Origin of the sequence: Streptomyces sp. NPDC050439, assembly GCF_040655335.1 — a bacterium.
GTDB lineage: Bacteria > Actinomycetota > Actinomycetes > Streptomycetales > Streptomycetaceae > Streptomyces.
In genome coordinates this window covers 71,519-85,263 of the sequence record NZ_JBFAJT010000002.1, presented here as the reverse complement: position 1 = coordinate 85,263, position 13,745 = coordinate 71,519, and the positions used below count along the sequence as shown (strand labels likewise).

General features: G+C 68.7%; 16 protein-coding genes. 9 read left to right on the top strand and 7 right to left on the bottom strand.

Going from position 1 to position 13,745, the window contains the following annotated elements; translation table 11 throughout:
* Positions 1–26: 26 nt before the first annotated feature.
* From AB0I66_RS07430 to AB0I66_RS07420, 3 genes are all read right to left on the bottom strand, one after another.
* Complete coding sequence (locus AB0I66_RS07430; protein ID WP_363206804.1) at positions 27–737, bottom strand: hypothetical protein; 711 nt, start codon at positions 735–737, stop codon at positions 27–29.
* Between the two features lie 101 nt (positions 738–838).
* On the bottom strand, positions 839–1,495 hold the full coding sequence (locus tag AB0I66_RS07425; protein WP_363207829.1) for a maleylpyruvate isomerase N-terminal domain-containing protein: 657 nt from the start codon (positions 1,493–1,495) through the stop codon (positions 839–841).
* A gap of 114 nt (positions 1,496–1,609) precedes the next feature.
* The gene (locus AB0I66_RS07420) at positions 1,610–2,263 is read right to left on the bottom strand and encodes a YceI family protein (protein ID WP_363206803.1); all 654 of its coding nucleotides are present in this window, start codon (positions 2,261–2,263) and stop codon (positions 1,610–1,612) included.
* 294 nt (positions 2,264–2,557) lie between these two features.
* Between AB0I66_RS07420 and AB0I66_RS07415 the strand changes: the two genes are divergently transcribed.
* Positions 2,558–2,713 (top strand): DUF6131 family protein, encoded by a 156-nt coding sequence (locus AB0I66_RS07415; RefSeq protein WP_363206802.1) that lies wholly within the window; start codon positions 2,558–2,560, stop codon positions 2,711–2,713.
* Positions 2,714–2,825: 112 nt separating this feature from the next.
* A complete protein-coding gene (locus AB0I66_RS07410) occupies positions 2,826–4,046 on the top strand; it encodes an aromatic acid exporter family protein (RefSeq protein ID WP_363206801.1) in 1,221 nt (406 codons plus the stop codon).
* A 31-nt stretch (positions 4,047–4,077) separates the two neighbouring features.
* Here the strand turns inward: AB0I66_RS07410 and AB0I66_RS07405 are convergent, their stop codons facing one another.
* On the bottom strand, positions 4,078–4,206 hold the full coding sequence (locus AB0I66_RS07405) for an LPFR motif small protein (RefSeq protein WP_263973004.1): 129 nt from the start codon (positions 4,204–4,206) through the stop codon (positions 4,078–4,080).
* Between the two features lie 259 nt (positions 4,207–4,465).
* Here AB0I66_RS07405 and AB0I66_RS07400 point away from each other — a divergent pair, with 259 nt between their 5' ends.
* From AB0I66_RS07400 to AB0I66_RS07390, 3 genes are all read left to right on the top strand, one after another.
* The gene (locus AB0I66_RS07400) at positions 4,466–5,065 is read left to right on the top strand and encodes a flavodoxin family protein (RefSeq protein WP_363206800.1); all 600 of its coding nucleotides are present in this window, start codon (positions 4,466–4,468) and stop codon (positions 5,063–5,065) included.
* A gap of 92 nt (positions 5,066–5,157) precedes the next feature.
* Complete coding sequence (locus tag AB0I66_RS07395; protein ID WP_363206799.1) at positions 5,158–6,417, top strand: sodium:proton antiporter; 1,260 nt, start codon at positions 5,158–5,160, stop codon at positions 6,415–6,417.
* Positions 6,418–6,497: 80 nt separating this feature from the next.
* Positions 6,498–6,758 carry a GlsB/YeaQ/YmgE family stress response membrane protein gene (locus AB0I66_RS07390; RefSeq protein WP_363206798.1) on the top strand — a complete coding sequence of 87 codons (261 nt, stop codon included), beginning with the start codon at positions 6,498–6,500 and terminating at the stop codon, positions 6,756–6,758.
* A 57-nt stretch (positions 6,759–6,815) separates the two neighbouring features.
* Here the strand turns inward: AB0I66_RS07390 and AB0I66_RS07385 are convergent, their stop codons facing one another.
* Complete coding sequence (locus tag AB0I66_RS07385; protein WP_363206797.1) at positions 6,816–7,658, bottom strand: restriction endonuclease; 843 nt, start codon at positions 7,656–7,658, stop codon at positions 6,816–6,818.
* 163 nt (positions 7,659–7,821) lie between these two features.
* On the opposite strand from AB0I66_RS07385, the gene AB0I66_RS07380 reads away from it, so the two are divergent.
* The gene (locus AB0I66_RS07380; protein WP_363206796.1) at positions 7,822–8,871 is read left to right on the top strand and encodes a Ku protein; all 1,050 of its coding nucleotides are present in this window, start codon (positions 7,822–7,824) and stop codon (positions 8,869–8,871) included.
* 43 nt (positions 8,872–8,914) lie between these two features.
* On the opposite strand, the gene AB0I66_RS07375 is transcribed toward AB0I66_RS07380, so the two are convergent.
* Complete coding sequence (locus AB0I66_RS07375) at positions 8,915–9,511, bottom strand: XRE family transcriptional regulator (RefSeq protein ID WP_363206795.1); 597 nt, start codon at positions 9,509–9,511, stop codon at positions 8,915–8,917.
* Between the two features lie 90 nt (positions 9,512–9,601).
* Between AB0I66_RS07375 and AB0I66_RS07370 the strand changes: the two genes are divergently transcribed.
* Entirely contained in the window at positions 9,602–10,312 is a 711-nt protein-coding gene (locus tag AB0I66_RS07370; protein ID WP_363206794.1) for a class I SAM-dependent methyltransferase, read from the top strand.
* A gap of 4 nt (positions 10,313–10,316) precedes the next feature.
* The gene (locus AB0I66_RS07365; RefSeq protein WP_363206793.1) at positions 10,317–10,766 is read left to right on the top strand and encodes a DinB family protein; all 450 of its coding nucleotides are present in this window, start codon (positions 10,317–10,319) and stop codon (positions 10,764–10,766) included.
* Positions 10,767–10,811: 45 nt separating this feature from the next.
* Here the strand turns inward: AB0I66_RS07365 and AB0I66_RS07360 are convergent, their stop codons facing one another.
* Positions 10,812–12,098 (bottom strand): phosphatase PAP2 family protein, encoded by a 1,287-nt coding sequence (locus AB0I66_RS07360; RefSeq protein ID WP_363206792.1) that lies wholly within the window; start codon positions 12,096–12,098, stop codon positions 10,812–10,814.
* 431 nt (positions 12,099–12,529) lie between these two features.
* Between AB0I66_RS07360 and AB0I66_RS07355 the strand changes: the two genes are divergently transcribed.
* Positions 12,530–13,663 carry a PQQ-dependent sugar dehydrogenase gene (locus AB0I66_RS07355; protein WP_363206791.1) on the top strand — a complete coding sequence of 378 codons (1,134 nt, stop codon included), beginning with the start codon at positions 12,530–12,532 and terminating at the stop codon, positions 13,661–13,663.
* Positions 13,664–13,745 lie beyond the last annotated feature (82 nt).

Genomic DNA, 13,745 nt, shown 5'->3' with positions numbered 1-13,745 from the left:
CCGGCCCGGCGCCTCCCTCAGAAGGGTCAGTTGTCCACGTCTCCGTACGTCGTGCCGACCTTGAGCCCGTCGATCCAGTTGATGACACGCTTGTCCTCGACCTCGGAGCCGTACGAACCGAACCGGGTGTCGTTGCCCAGGTCGTCCCAGGTGCGGCCGGAGAACTCGGCGACCTTGGTGCCGTTGTAGAAGGCCGACACCCACCCGGCGGAGGCGTCGGAGGAGGTGTGGATGCCGAGCACGATGCGCTTGTACGTGCTGGTGGTGACGGGAGTGGACCACTTCAGCGTCCACTTCTCGCCGGTCTCGATGTGGAACAGCTTGAGCGCGCCGCCCTCGACCTTCATCAACACCGGGTAGTTCTGCTGGTGTTGCTCGTTGGTGCCGTACGACTTCCACTGGAAGATCGTGCCCGCGTCCGGGGTGTTGGTGGAGGTGTCCCAGCCGATCCAGTACGTCGAGTTGTTCTTGAAGGTGTACCGCGATCCGCCGACGCTGATCCCGTGCGCCTCGCACCGTTCCAGGCCGAGCGGCTTGTTGAACTTGAAGACCTGCCCGCGGCCGTCGCTGTTGTCCTGCGCGGTGACGCTGCCGGGCGACTCGCACAAGGTCGAGGAGAAGACACCGGTCCCACCGGATGCGTCGCCGTCCCAGATGACGGAGGCGTCGGCGGGCGCCGCGGTGAACAGGACCAGTGAGGAGGCGGCGGCCGTGAGCGTGCCGGTTCGCTTGCGCATGGGAGCTCCTTGCGAGTGGGGGGAGGGGCTCGCGTGGTAAGCGGTTTCTAGCACGGCCGTGTCCGAACACTCAAGGGCATGGCGGCAGTTGGGAGAGGTGATCAGCCCAGGACGAGCGGCAGTCTTCCGTCCAGCTCACCCAGGTCCGCCCTCTGCGCCTCAGTCGGGGCGCGCCGCCCGGTGCCGATCAGCAGCGCGTCCGTGTCGGAGAACGATGCGGGGAAGGCGGCGCCGGCGATCTGCTCCAGCATCTCGCGGCTCCGGGCGAGCCCTTCGGCGGGCGGCCGGGCCACGTTCGGGAGGTCGGCGACCAGGTCGAGGTGGTGGAGGGTCCATTCCATGACGTACGTGGTGAGGTAGTCGGCCGTGGTGAGGACCTCGTCGCGCGTGCTCACCCGGGCCTCTGGGTCGGCGAGCGCGGCGGCGCGGCCGGCGGCCGAACCCACGTCGTCGAGGTGGAACTTGAGGAGCCAGGGCTCCTCGTACGCGGCGGCAAGGCGGACGGTCAGCGCGTCGAGCGGGTCCTCGCCGGTCGGCGGCGTCGCGGAGACGTCCCAGTAGGTCAACGCGTCGCGGGTCGGCTCTCCTTCGGCGGGGGTCACCAGGGTGATCAGGACGTCCTGGGCGTCGACGACCAGATGGCACACCAGGTCACGCACGAGCCAGCCCGTGCAGCCGGACGGCCGCGCGAAGGCCTCGTCGGGGAGTTCGGCGACCGCCGTGCGCAAGGCCGTCCATGAGCGCGAGAAGAGATCCACGGCGTCAAGGTAGTGCGGCGCGGCGAAGGGGGACAAGGCTGCCATGCGGGCCCATGGAGGGTCCGCCCGCGCTTTCCTTGCCCTCCTTCGCGGCGGAGGGCCGACCCGGCGCGGCTAGCTCAGCGGGGTGGCCCGGATCGCGGAGATGTCGAACTGCAGGCGGACCTTCTCGCTCACCATGGCGCCACCTGTCTCCAGACGCTGGTTGTAGACGAGGCCCCAGTCGGTGCGGTCGATGGTGGTGGTGCCGTCGAAGCCGGCCCGCTCGAAGCCGAAGGGGTCCACGACCGAACCGAGGTAGTCGAGCTGCAGCTCGACGGGCCGGGCGACACCGCGGATGGTCAGGTCCCCGGCCATCCGGAAGGTCTCCCCGCCCTCATGGACCGTGGAGGTGCTGCGGAACGACATCTCCGGGTGGCGGCGCGCGTCGAAGAAGTCGCCGCCCACCAGGTGCGCGTCCCGCTGCTCCACGCCCGTGTCGACGCTGCCGACCCGGATGACGATCTCGGCCCGCGACTCGGAGGGCCGGGCGCCGTCGAAGTACAGCGTGCTGTCGTAGTCACCGAAGGCGCCTCGCACCGTCGTCACCATCGCGTGCCGCACGGAGAACCCGATGCGGCTGTGCGGGCGGTCGATGGTCCACTCCCCGGTCAGTGCGCGCAGCGCCGGGTCGAGAGCGGCGCCGGAGGATGCCGAGAAGGGCGTACTGGGGCCGACCGCCGGCATCGGCTCGAGGGTCGGGGTCTGGCGACGGCTGAAGATACCCATGATGTCGCGTCGTCTCCTTCGGAATTGATCACTCCGTGTTATCACGCCGAGGGGAAAGGCCACTCAGCGAGATGGGAGGTCTCGTCCGGGTTCGGCGCCACGGACCGGAAAGATGCACAAGATCGACACGGATGTGGATGCACGAATGGGTGGTCCGGCATCACACACCGTCACATGATGTCCGAATGGTCGGCGAGGCGGGGATTGTTCGGCCGTTCCGCGGCGCCGGCGCCGAAGCTGTCATCGGCATTCGGAAGGTGCATACTTGAAATAATTCTGAGGGTCGGAGGCGCAATGATCGCACTCGGAATCATCCTGCTCATCATCGGTCTAGTGGCAGGCATCTCCATCCTGTGGACCATCGGTGTCATTCTCCTCGTCATCGGTGTGGTCCTGTGGATTCTCGGATCTGTCGGCCACGCGGTGGGCGGGCGAAAGCATTACTGGTAGGCGCATCCTCGATGTGCCCCGCGGGCCCCATGGCCCGAAGTGCGCATGCGGACGGCTCCTCCGGGTAGCAGGCTGAACTCGATCAACCTGTTGGACGGAATGGAGTCGGTGCATGGCCGGCAAGGGCGGAGGGCAGCGGACGCAGTCCGCGGCCCAGGGGTGGTTGGACCGTGTGCACCAGTGGTGGCGGAGGGCCCTGGACACACCGGGCTATGAACGCCACACCCTGCTCCTCGTCCTGAAGAGCACCCTGGCCGCGACGCTCTCCTGGGTGGTCTCCTACTACCTGCTCGACGCGCCGTCACCGGCGTTCGCGCCGTTCTCCGCGGTGCTGATCATGCAGGTGACGGTGTACCAGTCCCTGCTGCAGTCGTTGCGCTACCTCGGCGCGGTGGCCGTCGGTGTGGCCATGGTGGCCGCCCTGGGATTCCTGGGCGGCCCCGACCTGCTGACGTTCGTGCTGGTCGCGCTGGTGGGCCTGTCCATCGGACGCTGGCCCGCGCTCGGCGCGCAAGGTTCACAGGTCGCCACTGCGGCCTTTTTCGCCTTCTCCACGTATGCCGCCGCCACGTCCGCCACGCAGAAGATCACCCAGCTCGGGGAGATCATCCTGCTTGTCCTCATCGGCTGCGGGATCGGCGTCGTCGTCAACGTCACGGTGGCCCCGCCGATGCGCTACCGCAGTGCCGAGTACGGGATCCGAACGCTGTCCTCCGCTCTGTACGAGCTGGTGAGCGACATGTATCCGGCGCTGCGCGAGGGCGAGGTGGACGAGGAGCGCTGCAGTCAGTGGCGCCGACGGGCCGAGCAGACCGGTGGACAGATCACACAGGCCAAGGAAGGGCTGCGTACGGCGGAGGAGAGCCTCTACTTCAACCCCCGGCGTCTGTTGCGCAGGCATCGGGGCCGCGCCTCGTTCGAGGGGTACGGCGCGGTGCTCGGAGCCCTCGAACGCTCGCTGTACCAAGTGGCGTCACTGACGCGCGGCCTGCACCAGTGGCAGGAGGACGACGAGGGCCGGCACGACGACGGGGCCTTTCTCGACGACTACGCCGGCTTCCTCGAATCCCTCGCGAAGATCGGCGAGGTCCTTTCCCAGCTGGACGAGGACTCTCTGACGGAGCAGGCCAAGCAGCTGTGCCGGCTCGCCGACGAGGCCCAGGAGGCCTGCCGGAAGGTGCGGGACGGAGCGAGCCGGGCCGGCCTTCCGCTGGCCGACCCGGCTCGTCCGTACGGGGTCCTCGTCGTGGAGTCCACCCGTCTGATGGAGGAGTTCCAGTACGCCTGTGACGTGCTTCAGCGGTACGTCGACCAGGGCGACCGGGAGACGTGACCGGACCCTTCGCGCACCGCAGCCCCTGCGGTCAGTGGTGGCCGTGGGCGCTGGAGGAGGCGCCGCCGAAGAGCCGCGCGACGGCGCGGAAGGGCAGGGTGACCACCGTGGCGATGGCTCCACCGATGGATCGAAGAACATCTGCAATGGCCTTCAGCATGAGGGACCTCCAAAGAACGTCTTTACTTGCTCGTCTTGCCGTTGTGTCGAGCTTCTTGCTGGCCGCCAGATCATTAACTGCCGTACGGCTTGTTCTTCACCGGTTGCCCTGCGAATGGCGACGAAAACATGGGCCGCTTTCCACGAGGTCCGCATGCCGCGAAGGGTCCGTTCTGCAGAACGCGCTTGATTAGGGTTGATCCAATCGGGAACGCCTCCAGGGATACACCCGCCCCCGGCACCGAAGAATGGAGCACCCCATGCGCGCGCTGTCCCTGGTATGCACGCTGAATTCCTCGCCCACCGCATCCAGCAGCCACACCCTGTCCGATCAGGTCATGGCCGAATTCGACAAGCTGGGGGTCGAGGTGGAGACGGTCCGGGTGGCCGACCACGACATCCACCCCGGCATCTCGGCCGACCTGGGCAACGGCGACGGCTGGCCGGCCCTGCGCGAGAAGGTGCTGGCCGCCGACATCGTGCTCCTGGCCACGCCGATCTGGCTCGGCCACCCGTCGAGTGTCTGCCAGCGCGTCCTGGAGCGGCTGAACGCCGACATGTCGGAGACCGGCGACGACGGCCGGCCCCTTATGTACGGGAAGGTCGCGGCGGTGGCCGTGGTCGGCAACGAGGACGGCGCCCACAAGGTGAGCGCGGACGTCTTCCAGGGCTTCAACGACCTCGGCTTCTCGCTGGCGCCGTACGCCGTCACCTACTGGGTGGGCGAGGCGAAGCAGGGCACCGACTATCAGGATCTGGACGAGACCCCCGAGTCCGTCGCCTCCGCCACACACGCCCTCGCCGTCAACGCCTTCCACCTGGCCGAGCTCCTCGCCGGCAAGCCCTACCCGGCGCCCTGACACCCCCTCACCGGGCGGCCCCGGCCGGAGCGGGGCGAAGCGGACCAGGCGGCGGAAGGACGTGAGATGAGCACGAAGGCGGGCGCCGACAGATGGACGTGACTGCTGCGGACATCGGATACGCCTGCATGGGCATCGGCGCGCTGCTCGCAGCCGTGCTGCCCCGCCTGGTGGCGCGGCAACCCATGTCGATGCCGATGGTCTTCCTCGCCGTCGGCTTCCTCGTCTATCTGCTGCCGACCGGGCTGCCCGACCTCGACCCCTACGAGCACCGGGCCTGGCTGGAGCACCTCACCGAGGTGTGCGTCATCGTGGCCCTGATGGGCGCGGGACTCGCGATCAACCGGCCGTTCGGCCGCCGGTCCTGGTCCACCGCGTGGCGTCTCATCGGCATCACCATGCCGCTGACCGTCGTGGTCACCGCGCTCGTCGCCTGGGGCCTGGTGGACTGGCCGCCGGCCGTCGCGCTGCTCCTGGGCGCGATCCTCGCCCCCACCGACCCGGTGCTCGCGGCGGAGGTACGGGTCGGTGAGCCGACCGACGCCGAGAACGACGAGGACGAGGTGCGTTTCGCCCTCACCGGAGAAGCGGGCCTCAACGACGGCCTCGCCTTTCCGCTGGTCATGGCCGCCCTCGCGATGTTCGCCGCCTCACAGACGGGCTGGTCCGGTGAGTGGGTGGGCCACTGGCTGTGGAGCGACGTGATCGTACGCGTCACGGTCGGTGTGGCGGTGGGTCTGCTGGTCGGCCGGCTGCTGGGGTGGATGTTCTTCCGGGCCGGCTGGGAAGCGCTGCGGCTGTCCGAGCACCGGGAGGGATTCGTTGCGCTGGCGGCGACCTTCATCTCGTACGGCCTCACGGAAGTACTGCACGGCTACGGATTCCTCGCGGTGTTCACGACGGCCTGCGCGATCCGGGCCGCCGAGCGCGCCCACGGCTACCAAGTGGTGATGCACACCTTCATGGAGCAGGTGGAGCGGCTCCTCACGGCCGGTGTGCTGCTCCTCATCGGAGGGTTCATCGCCTGCGGCGGGCTCTCGGCGCTCACCTGGGGCAGCGCGGTGACGGCCCTCCTGGTGCTGCTCGTGATCCGTCCGCTCACCGGCTGGATCGGCCAGCTGCGGGGACGCACGACCCCCAAGGAGCGTGTGGTGACCTCCTTCTTCGGCATCCGGGGGATCGGCTCCGTCTTCTACCTCGCCTACGCGCTGGGGGAGGGCGATCTCCAGGCGTATCAGGAGGAATTGTGGGCGGTGGTGACGTTCGTCGTCCTGCTGTCGGTGGTGCTGCACGGAACCGCGGCCTCGCCCGTGCTCAGGCGCCTGGACAAGGTCGGCTCCCGCAACCGATGACAGGGCGACGAGGAAGCGGGGCCTATCCCTCCGGCCCAGGGGCACTCGGTTGGTGACAGGACGCCAACAAAGGGGAAATCGTGGAGATTTCGGGTCTCATCAGTGCTGTGGTGATCGGAATCATCATCGGGATACTGGGGCGGCTGGTCGTTCCCGGGCGCCAGCGCATCGGCATCCTCTGGACACTGGTCGTCGGCATCGTGGCGGCGTTGATCGGCACGGCGGTCGCGGCGGGTCTGGGCGTGGCGAACACCGACGGCGTGGACTGGGTCGAGTGGCTCATCCAGATCGGTCTGGCGGCGCTGGGCGTCGCCGCGCTGAGCAGGGTGAAGCTGCGCTAGCGACGGCAGGCAGGCAGGCAGGACAGGAAGCAGGCCGGGGGGCTTCCCCCGGCCCGGTCAGACCTCGACGCCTGCTGCCTCCCAGGGGCTGGGTCCGGTGCCGTCGAGCCAGGCCCGCAGGTCGTCGCCGTTCACGCACACGATGCCGCACTGCTGCGCGTACTCCAGGGCGGGAGCCGTGAAGTCGCTCGTCGTGACGAGCGCCGCTATGTCGGCCTCGTGGACGGTGAAGCACGTCCCGCCGAATCGCTGCAGGTCCTGCGAGCCGACCTTGTTGTCGTCGCCGTAGCGCTTGCACTGGATGACGACACGGAGTCCGTCAGGGGTGATGGCCAGGACATCGGCGCCCAAGTCGCAGGCGCCGCCGACCACTTCCACCTCGCGGCAGTCGTCACGGGCGCACAGCTCGGCTATGGCCTCCTCGAAGCCGTCGGGATCGAGTTCGGTGAAGTCGTCCGGAGCGTCGAGGACGACGGTGGCCTCTTCCCCGTCCAACACCTCTGTCAACGAGCCGGGTTGGGGCACGTCGAGCGGGATCTCCCGCTCCGGCGGGCCCGCCGGTATCGCCTCGGACTGCGCCCCGCCGTAGGCGGCCGTGGCGTCGAGGCTCTCGGAGGCCCGCTCGGCCGCCTCCTCCAGTGCCTCGGCCGCGCGGCGCGCGTATCTCGCCGCGGAGAAGCGCCGCCACCTGGAGCGGCACAGGTGCGCGGCCGCGACGGCCACCACGATGATCGAGCCCGCCCACAGCGGACGGCTTTCGACGATGTCCGCCGCTGTGCGGACCACGAACGCCAGGACGCACAGGATGATCGCGAGCAGGACGAAGAACAGGGCGGTCGCCCGCAGATTGAAGCGCCGCTCACGGTCGACACGTCGAACCGGGCGCGTGGGTACGGTCATTGTTCTCCCTCACGGAGGACGACAACGAAGATCACTCGTCTCCGTGTGCCCAAGATCAACGACCTGAAGATCCCTCCATGCCACGCCTGTGGGTGCGCTCCGCGTGCCGCCCGCCGGAGTCGCTCCTACGCTGGTGTCCTCGGGGCTGTCACGGAGGTACCGCATGCCCCGACCCGTCTGGTCAGGCGCGATCTCGTTCGGCCTGGTCACGATCCCGATCAAGGTGCTGCCCGCCACCGAGAACCACAGCATCAGCTTCCACCAGTACCACCTGGAGGACATGGGCCGGGTCCGTACGCGGAAGATCTGTGACCTCGACGGCAAGCAGCTCACGAACGCCGAGATCGGCAAGGGCTACGAGGTCAGCAAGGACACGATCGTCGAGGTCACCGACGACGAGCTCGACGAGATGCCGCTCCCGACCGCGAAGGCGATCGAGATCGCCGGCTTCGTGCCCTATGAGTCGATCGATCCGATCAGGATCGGCGAGGGGTACTACCTGCAGGCCGACGGGCAGGTCGCGAACAAGCCCTACACGCTCCTGCGCAAGGCCCTGGAGCGCAACAGCAAGGCCGCAGTCGCCAAGTTCGCCTGGCACGGACGTGAGCGCCTCGGCCTGCTGCGCGTGCAGGACGACGTGATCCTGCTGCACGCCATGAAGTGGGACGACGAGGTCCGCAGCCCCCAGGAGCTTGCCCCCAAGGCGATGGACCTGGACGACGACGAGATCGAGCGGGCGATCCTCCTCATCGACTCCATGACCACGGACGGCATCGCGGGCCAGGACTGGGCCACCGACCGCTACACCGAGGCCCTTGAGCAGGTCATCGAGGCGAAGGCAGACGGAAAGAAGCCGCCCAAGCCGGACGAGGAGGAAGCGTCGGGCGGGCAGGTCCTCGACCTGATGGCCGCGCTCCAGGAGTCCGTGCAGAAGGCTCGGTCGTCCCGGGGCGAGACCGGCAAGGACGCCACTGTCCACGAGATGCCCAAGAAGAAGACGGCGGCAGCCAAGAAGGCCGCGAAGAAGTCGACGGCCAAGTCCTCGTCGGCCAAGACCGCGGCGGCGAAGAAGACCGCCGGCAAGAAGACGGCGAGCACGAAGGCGACCGCCAAGAAGACCACCGCAAAGAAGACCACCGCAAAGAAGACGTCCGCCAAGAAAGCGACCGCCGCCCAGAAGCCTGCCGCGCGAAAGCCGAGGCGCACCGCCTGAGCCGCGGGCCCCGCCGGTCCGCCGGTCCGCGGAGCCGCGGCGGTCAGTGGCCCGACGGTGCCAGATGCGCGCGCTCACCCTGCGGGCCGAACAGGGCGAGCAGCTCCGCCGGCCGGCTGTCGGCACTGCCGATCCAGTGCGGTACGCGGGTGTCGAACTCCGCGGCCTCACCCTCGCCGAGCTGGAACTCCTGCTCGCCGAGGATGAATCTGACGCTGCCGTTGAGGACGTAGAACCACTCGTACCCCTCGTGGGTCTGGAGGCTCGAAGTGGGCGCCCGGCCGGCGGGCGGGTAGATCACCTTGTACGCCTGGATGCCCCCGGCCCGCCTGGTCAGCGGCACCATCACCAGGCCGGAGTGCCTGACCGGCCGCAGATGGACGCGGGGATCGCCGGTGGGCGGCGCCGCGACGAGATCGTCGAGCGGGACGCCGTGCGCCCGCGCCAGGGGCAGCAACTGTTCCAGCGTGGGGCGCAGCCTGCCGTTCTCCAGGCGGGAGAGGGTGCTCGCCGTGAGGCCGGTCTCGTCCGCCAGCGCCGCCAGGGTGGCGCCCCGGGCCTGGCGCAGGGCCCGCAGCCGCGGCCCCACCCCGGCCAGGACGTCTTCCGCGGTGTTGCTCCCGTTGTCCGTGGTGTCCATGCCCCGATCATGCGGATCCGCAACTTTTCTTGCAAGGGGGGAACGGCCCTATCGATGCTGTCGGTACACCACCGACAAAGGAGTACCGCGATGGATTCCACCGAAGACCGCCGGGCCATGACGGACACAGCCGCCGGGGGCGACCAGGACCAAGGCGCGGCGGACGAGAGCGCCGCACTGTTCTGGGAGCGGCACTACCGCTCCCGGCGCCCCGGGGCCGCACGCGTCAACCCGCTGCTCGCCGAGACCGTCTCACCGCTGAACCCCGGCGTCGCCCTGGACCTGGGCTGCGGCGCGGGCGGGGACGCCATCTGGCTTGCCCGGCAGGGCTGGCAGGTCACCGCCGTGGACATCTCCACCACCGCCGTCGAACGAGTACGGGAACGCGCCAGGGAGCTCGGCATCGCGGACCGGGTCACCGCCGAACGGCACGACCTGGCCGAGAGCTTCCCGGCCGGGCGGTTCGACCTCGTCTCCGCCCAGTACTTCCACACCCCGCTCCAGCTGCCCCGCGCCCGGGTCCTGCGCACCGCCGCGCGGGCCCTGCGGCCAGGCGGGCTCCTGCTGATCGTCGATCACGGCTCCACCGCGCCCTGGTCCTGGAACCAGGACCCCGACATCCACCACCCCACCCCTGGCGAGATCGCCGCCGAACTGGATCTCGACCCGGCGCGCTGGTCCGTCCTGCGCGCCGACATGCCCGAGCGCCGGGCCACCGGACCGGCCGGTGAGAGCGCCACCGTCATCGACAACGTGCTGCTCGTACAGCACGCCCCCGTACAGCACGCCGGAACGGAGTGACCCGATGTCCGGAAACGAGAAGGACACCCTGCGAGGCTTCCTCGACCAGCTGCGGAACTCGGTCGCGGACAAGGTCGCGGGTGTGCCGGAGCCGCAGGTGCGAGCGGCCATGGTGCCCTCGGGCACCAGTCTTCTCGGGCTGCTCAAGCACCTGGCGTGTGTCGAACGCTTCTACTTCCTCGGCCAGGATGCCGACGACTGGCCCGCGACCCTGCGGCCGACGGCCCAGGACACCGTCGACGGCCTGCTCGCCGACTACCGGGAGACGGCCGAGCGGGCGAACCAGGTCATCGACGCCTGCCCGGACCTACGGGAGCCCGCCCCACGAGCCCCGCGCCGAGGGGCGGCGCCGTCCATGCGCTGGGTCCTGGTGCACATGATCGAGGAGACCGGCAGACACGCCGGTCACGCCGACATCCTCCGCGAACAGATCGACGGGTCCACAGGCCGCTGAACGCGCTCAGCCCGTGACCCGCCGATCAATCGCCCGCGACCGACCTCAGACCGGTTCGGGATGAGGTTCCGGTTGCTGTGCCGGCACGGCCTTCGGCTCCCACAGCTTGGTGGTCCGCACGTAACCCTGGACCACCGAGATCATCGCCAGGACGAGCAGCGGACCGAATATCCACGGGTGCTCGGCCATCTGCATCGGCAGATAGCGGTAGGACACCAGGAGCAGCGCGAATATCGTCGTGCCGTAGGCGACGAGCTGGATTCCCGCCCGGTCCCAGCCACGGGCGAGCGAGCGCAGCGCCGCGTCGATCGTGAACGCGAACACCACGCCGGCGATGATGTCCACGCCGTAGTGGTAGCCGAATCCAAGGGTCGCGCCGAGCGTGGCGAGCAGCCAGAAGACGCCCGCGTAGCGCAGCGCCCGTGGGCCCTGGCGGGAATGGATGAAGATCGTGGTCGCCCACGCGGTGTGCAGACTGGGCATGCAGTTGCGCGGGGTGATCTCGTCGAACGGCATCGATTCGGGGGTGGCGATCGGCGGCGGCGTGTGCGGCCACAGGTTGGCCAGAGCCCATTGCTCGCCACCGGTGCCGAAGGCCCCGTCGCCGTAGGTGAAGATCGGTCCGACCACCGGGAAGATCATGTAGATGGCCGGTCCGAGCAGGCCGATGACCAGGAACGTACGCACCAGGTGGTGGGCCGGGAAGCGGCGCTCGACCGACACGTTGCGCAGTTGGTACAGCGCGACGATGACCGCGGCCACCGCGAGCTGGATATAGACGTAGTCGAGCACGTGGGCGCCGACGGACCCGGTGGCCGAGACCATCCGGCCCACCAGCCACGACGGGTTGCCCAGTGCGTGGTCCGCGGTGGCCACGTACTGGTCGAGCACCGCAGGGCGGGTCTTCGACGTGATGAGCAGCCAGGTGTCGCCCGTCTTGCGGCCGGCCACGAGGAGCAGGCTGAGACCGATGCCCTTCAGCAGCAGGACACGTTCCTGTCCGGTGCGGCGCGTGAAAGCGATGACCGCACAGCCCAGGATCACCCACAACGCGCCGTTGCCGAACATCATCTTGGCGTCGACTGCCCATCGCACCAGGAAGAAGACGACATCGATGCCGACCGCGACACCCAGCGCGATGAATCGCTGACGCCAGGTGAACACCACCATCATCAACGCCATGCCCGCGTACAGCAGGGGCCCTGACTTGGGGGCGAAGATCACCTCGCGCGCCTGGTTGGTGATCGGCCCGGCCACGCCGTAATGGCGCGCGGCGATCTCCAGCGCGACGAGGAACCCGAGGGCCACCACGGCCGCCGCGGTCCACGCCATCGCGCGGGGTCGGCGCCATGCCGCGAGCACTGCCCTGTAATCGATGCGCGAAGAGCTTCGCGAGTCTCTAGATATCAATTGTTTTGGCCGATTTGTTAGTTGCGGGTAATAACTCACTCTTCGTGCTGAATGGCGTTGTTTCCTGGTGAAGTATGGGCGATCAGGGCACTCGTCGTGAGTTCGATCATGTTAGCGGAGCAGTGCGGAAGAGGGGACAGAAGAGTTTGCCCGCTCTTCGACTCGGCCTTCAACATCCGCCTCCAGAAGGCTACTTCTTGGTCTATACCAACAACCGCTGCCCCAGTATCCTCATGCGTGCCGGTGGCACACCACCCCCCACCCAGGTTGCGTGCTGGCGCGGGCGAACACCCTCGAACTCTGCCCTCAGCAGCCGGGTGACCTCCCCCTTCGCCGCCTCCAGGAGGATCACGGTGAAAGTTCGCACCAGAAGCTCGGCGATCATCGGCACCCTCTGCCTCGTCGCCTCCCTCGCCTTGGCCGACGCATCCGCCGACGAGCCCACCCCACCACAGGCCCCCACGGTCGCACTCAAGAAAGTGACCACGGCCACGAACCCGACCGCGGGCACCGCCGGTCCCGGCGGCACGGTCTGGCTGGCCGAACGCGCGGGCACCGTAAGGATCTTGGACCACAAGGGGCTCGGAAAGCCCGTCCTCGACATATCCAAGGAAACGACCACCGACGGCGAACGCGGCCTGCTGGGCATCGCGTTCGACAAGAAGTTCGCGCACTTCTACATCTCGTACACGAACCTCGAAGGCACCAGCACGGTGGACGAGTTCGCCGTACGGCACGGCAAGATCCGGACCGACACCCGACGCGCCGTCCTCACGCAGCCACAGCCCTACCCGAACCACAACGGCGGCGACATCAAGATCGGACCCGACGGCTACCTGTACATCGCGTTCGGCGACGGCGGCGCGGGCGGCGACCCGCACGGCAACGGCCAGAACCTCGACACCCTGCTCGGCAAGGTGCTGCGCATCGACCCCAGAGGAGGTGAGCCGTACGCGATCCCGCGGGACAACCCGTTCGTCGGCGACCCGAAGGCGAGGGACGAGATCTGGGCGTACGGGCTGCGCAACCCATGGCGGTTCTCCTTCGACGCCGGCACCGGCGACCTGCTGATCGGCGACGTCGGCCAGAGCGCGTGGGAGGAGATCGACTGGGCCCCGGCCGACAGCAAGGGCGGCGAGAACTACGGCTGGTCCCAGATGGAGGGCACCCACCCCTTCCGGGGAGGCACGGAGCCCGCCAATCACGTGCCGCCGGTCCACGAGTATGACCGCACGGGCCTCGGCTGCTCGGTCACCGGTGGATACGTCTACCGGGGCAAGGCCATCCCGGAACTCAGGGGCCAGTACCTGTTCTCCGACTACTGCGACGGCACCATCCGCTCCCTGCGGATGCAGAACGGCAAGGTGACCGGCGTGAACGACCTCGGCGTCAGCGCGGGAGAGGTCGTCTCGTTCGTGCAAGGAGGCAACGGCGAGCTGTACGTGCTCGACATCGGCGGCAGCGTCTATCGCATCGCCCGCGGGTAGGTCCCGCCCCGCACACGATGCGGCCGAGCCGTCCGGGAGGGTGTGAGCGAGCCCGCCCGGACGGCGTCGGGACGAGCGTGCC

Excerpts from the sequence above, each read along its gene's own strand:
- AB0I66_RS07430 (WP_363206804.1), bottom strand. The coding sequence starts at position 737 with ATGCGCAAGCGAACCGGCACGCTCACGGCCGCCGCCTCCTCACTGGTC.
- AB0I66_RS07420 (WP_363206803.1), bottom strand. The coding sequence starts at position 2,263 with ATGGGTATCTTCAGCCGTCGCCAGACCCCGACCCTCGAGCCGATGCCG.
- AB0I66_RS07415 (WP_363206802.1), top strand. The coding sequence starts at position 2,558 with ATGATCGCACTCGGAATCATCCTGCTCATCATCGGTCTAGTGGCAGGC.
- AB0I66_RS07410 (WP_363206801.1), top strand. The coding sequence starts at position 2,826 with ATGGCCGGCAAGGGCGGAGGGCAGCGGACGCAGTCCGCGGCCCAGGGG.
- AB0I66_RS07405 (WP_263973004.1), bottom strand. The coding sequence starts at position 4,206 with ATGCTGAAGGCCATTGCAGATGTTCTTCGATCCATCGGTGGAGCCATC.
- AB0I66_RS07400 (WP_363206800.1), top strand. The coding sequence starts at position 4,466 with ATGCGCGCGCTGTCCCTGGTATGCACGCTGAATTCCTCGCCCACCGCA.
- AB0I66_RS07395 (WP_363206799.1), top strand. The coding sequence starts at position 5,158 with ATGGACGTGACTGCTGCGGACATCGGATACGCCTGCATGGGCATCGGC.
- AB0I66_RS07385 (WP_363206797.1), bottom strand. The coding sequence starts at position 7,658 with ATGACCGTACCCACGCGCCCGGTTCGACGTGTCGACCGTGAGCGGCGC.
- AB0I66_RS07380 (WP_363206796.1), top strand. The coding sequence starts at position 7,822 with ATGCCCCGACCCGTCTGGTCAGGCGCGATCTCGTTCGGCCTGGTCACG.
- AB0I66_RS07375 (WP_363206795.1), bottom strand. The coding sequence starts at position 9,511 with ATGGACACCACGGACAACGGGAGCAACACCGCGGAAGACGTCCTGGCC.
- AB0I66_RS07370 (WP_363206794.1), top strand. The coding sequence starts at position 9,602 with ATGGATTCCACCGAAGACCGCCGGGCCATGACGGACACAGCCGCCGGG.
- AB0I66_RS07365 (WP_363206793.1), top strand. The coding sequence starts at position 10,317 with ATGTCCGGAAACGAGAAGGACACCCTGCGAGGCTTCCTCGACCAGCTG.
- AB0I66_RS07360 (WP_363206792.1), bottom strand. The coding sequence starts at position 12,098 with ATGGCGTGGACCGCGGCGGCCGTGGTGGCCCTCGGGTTCCTCGTCGCG.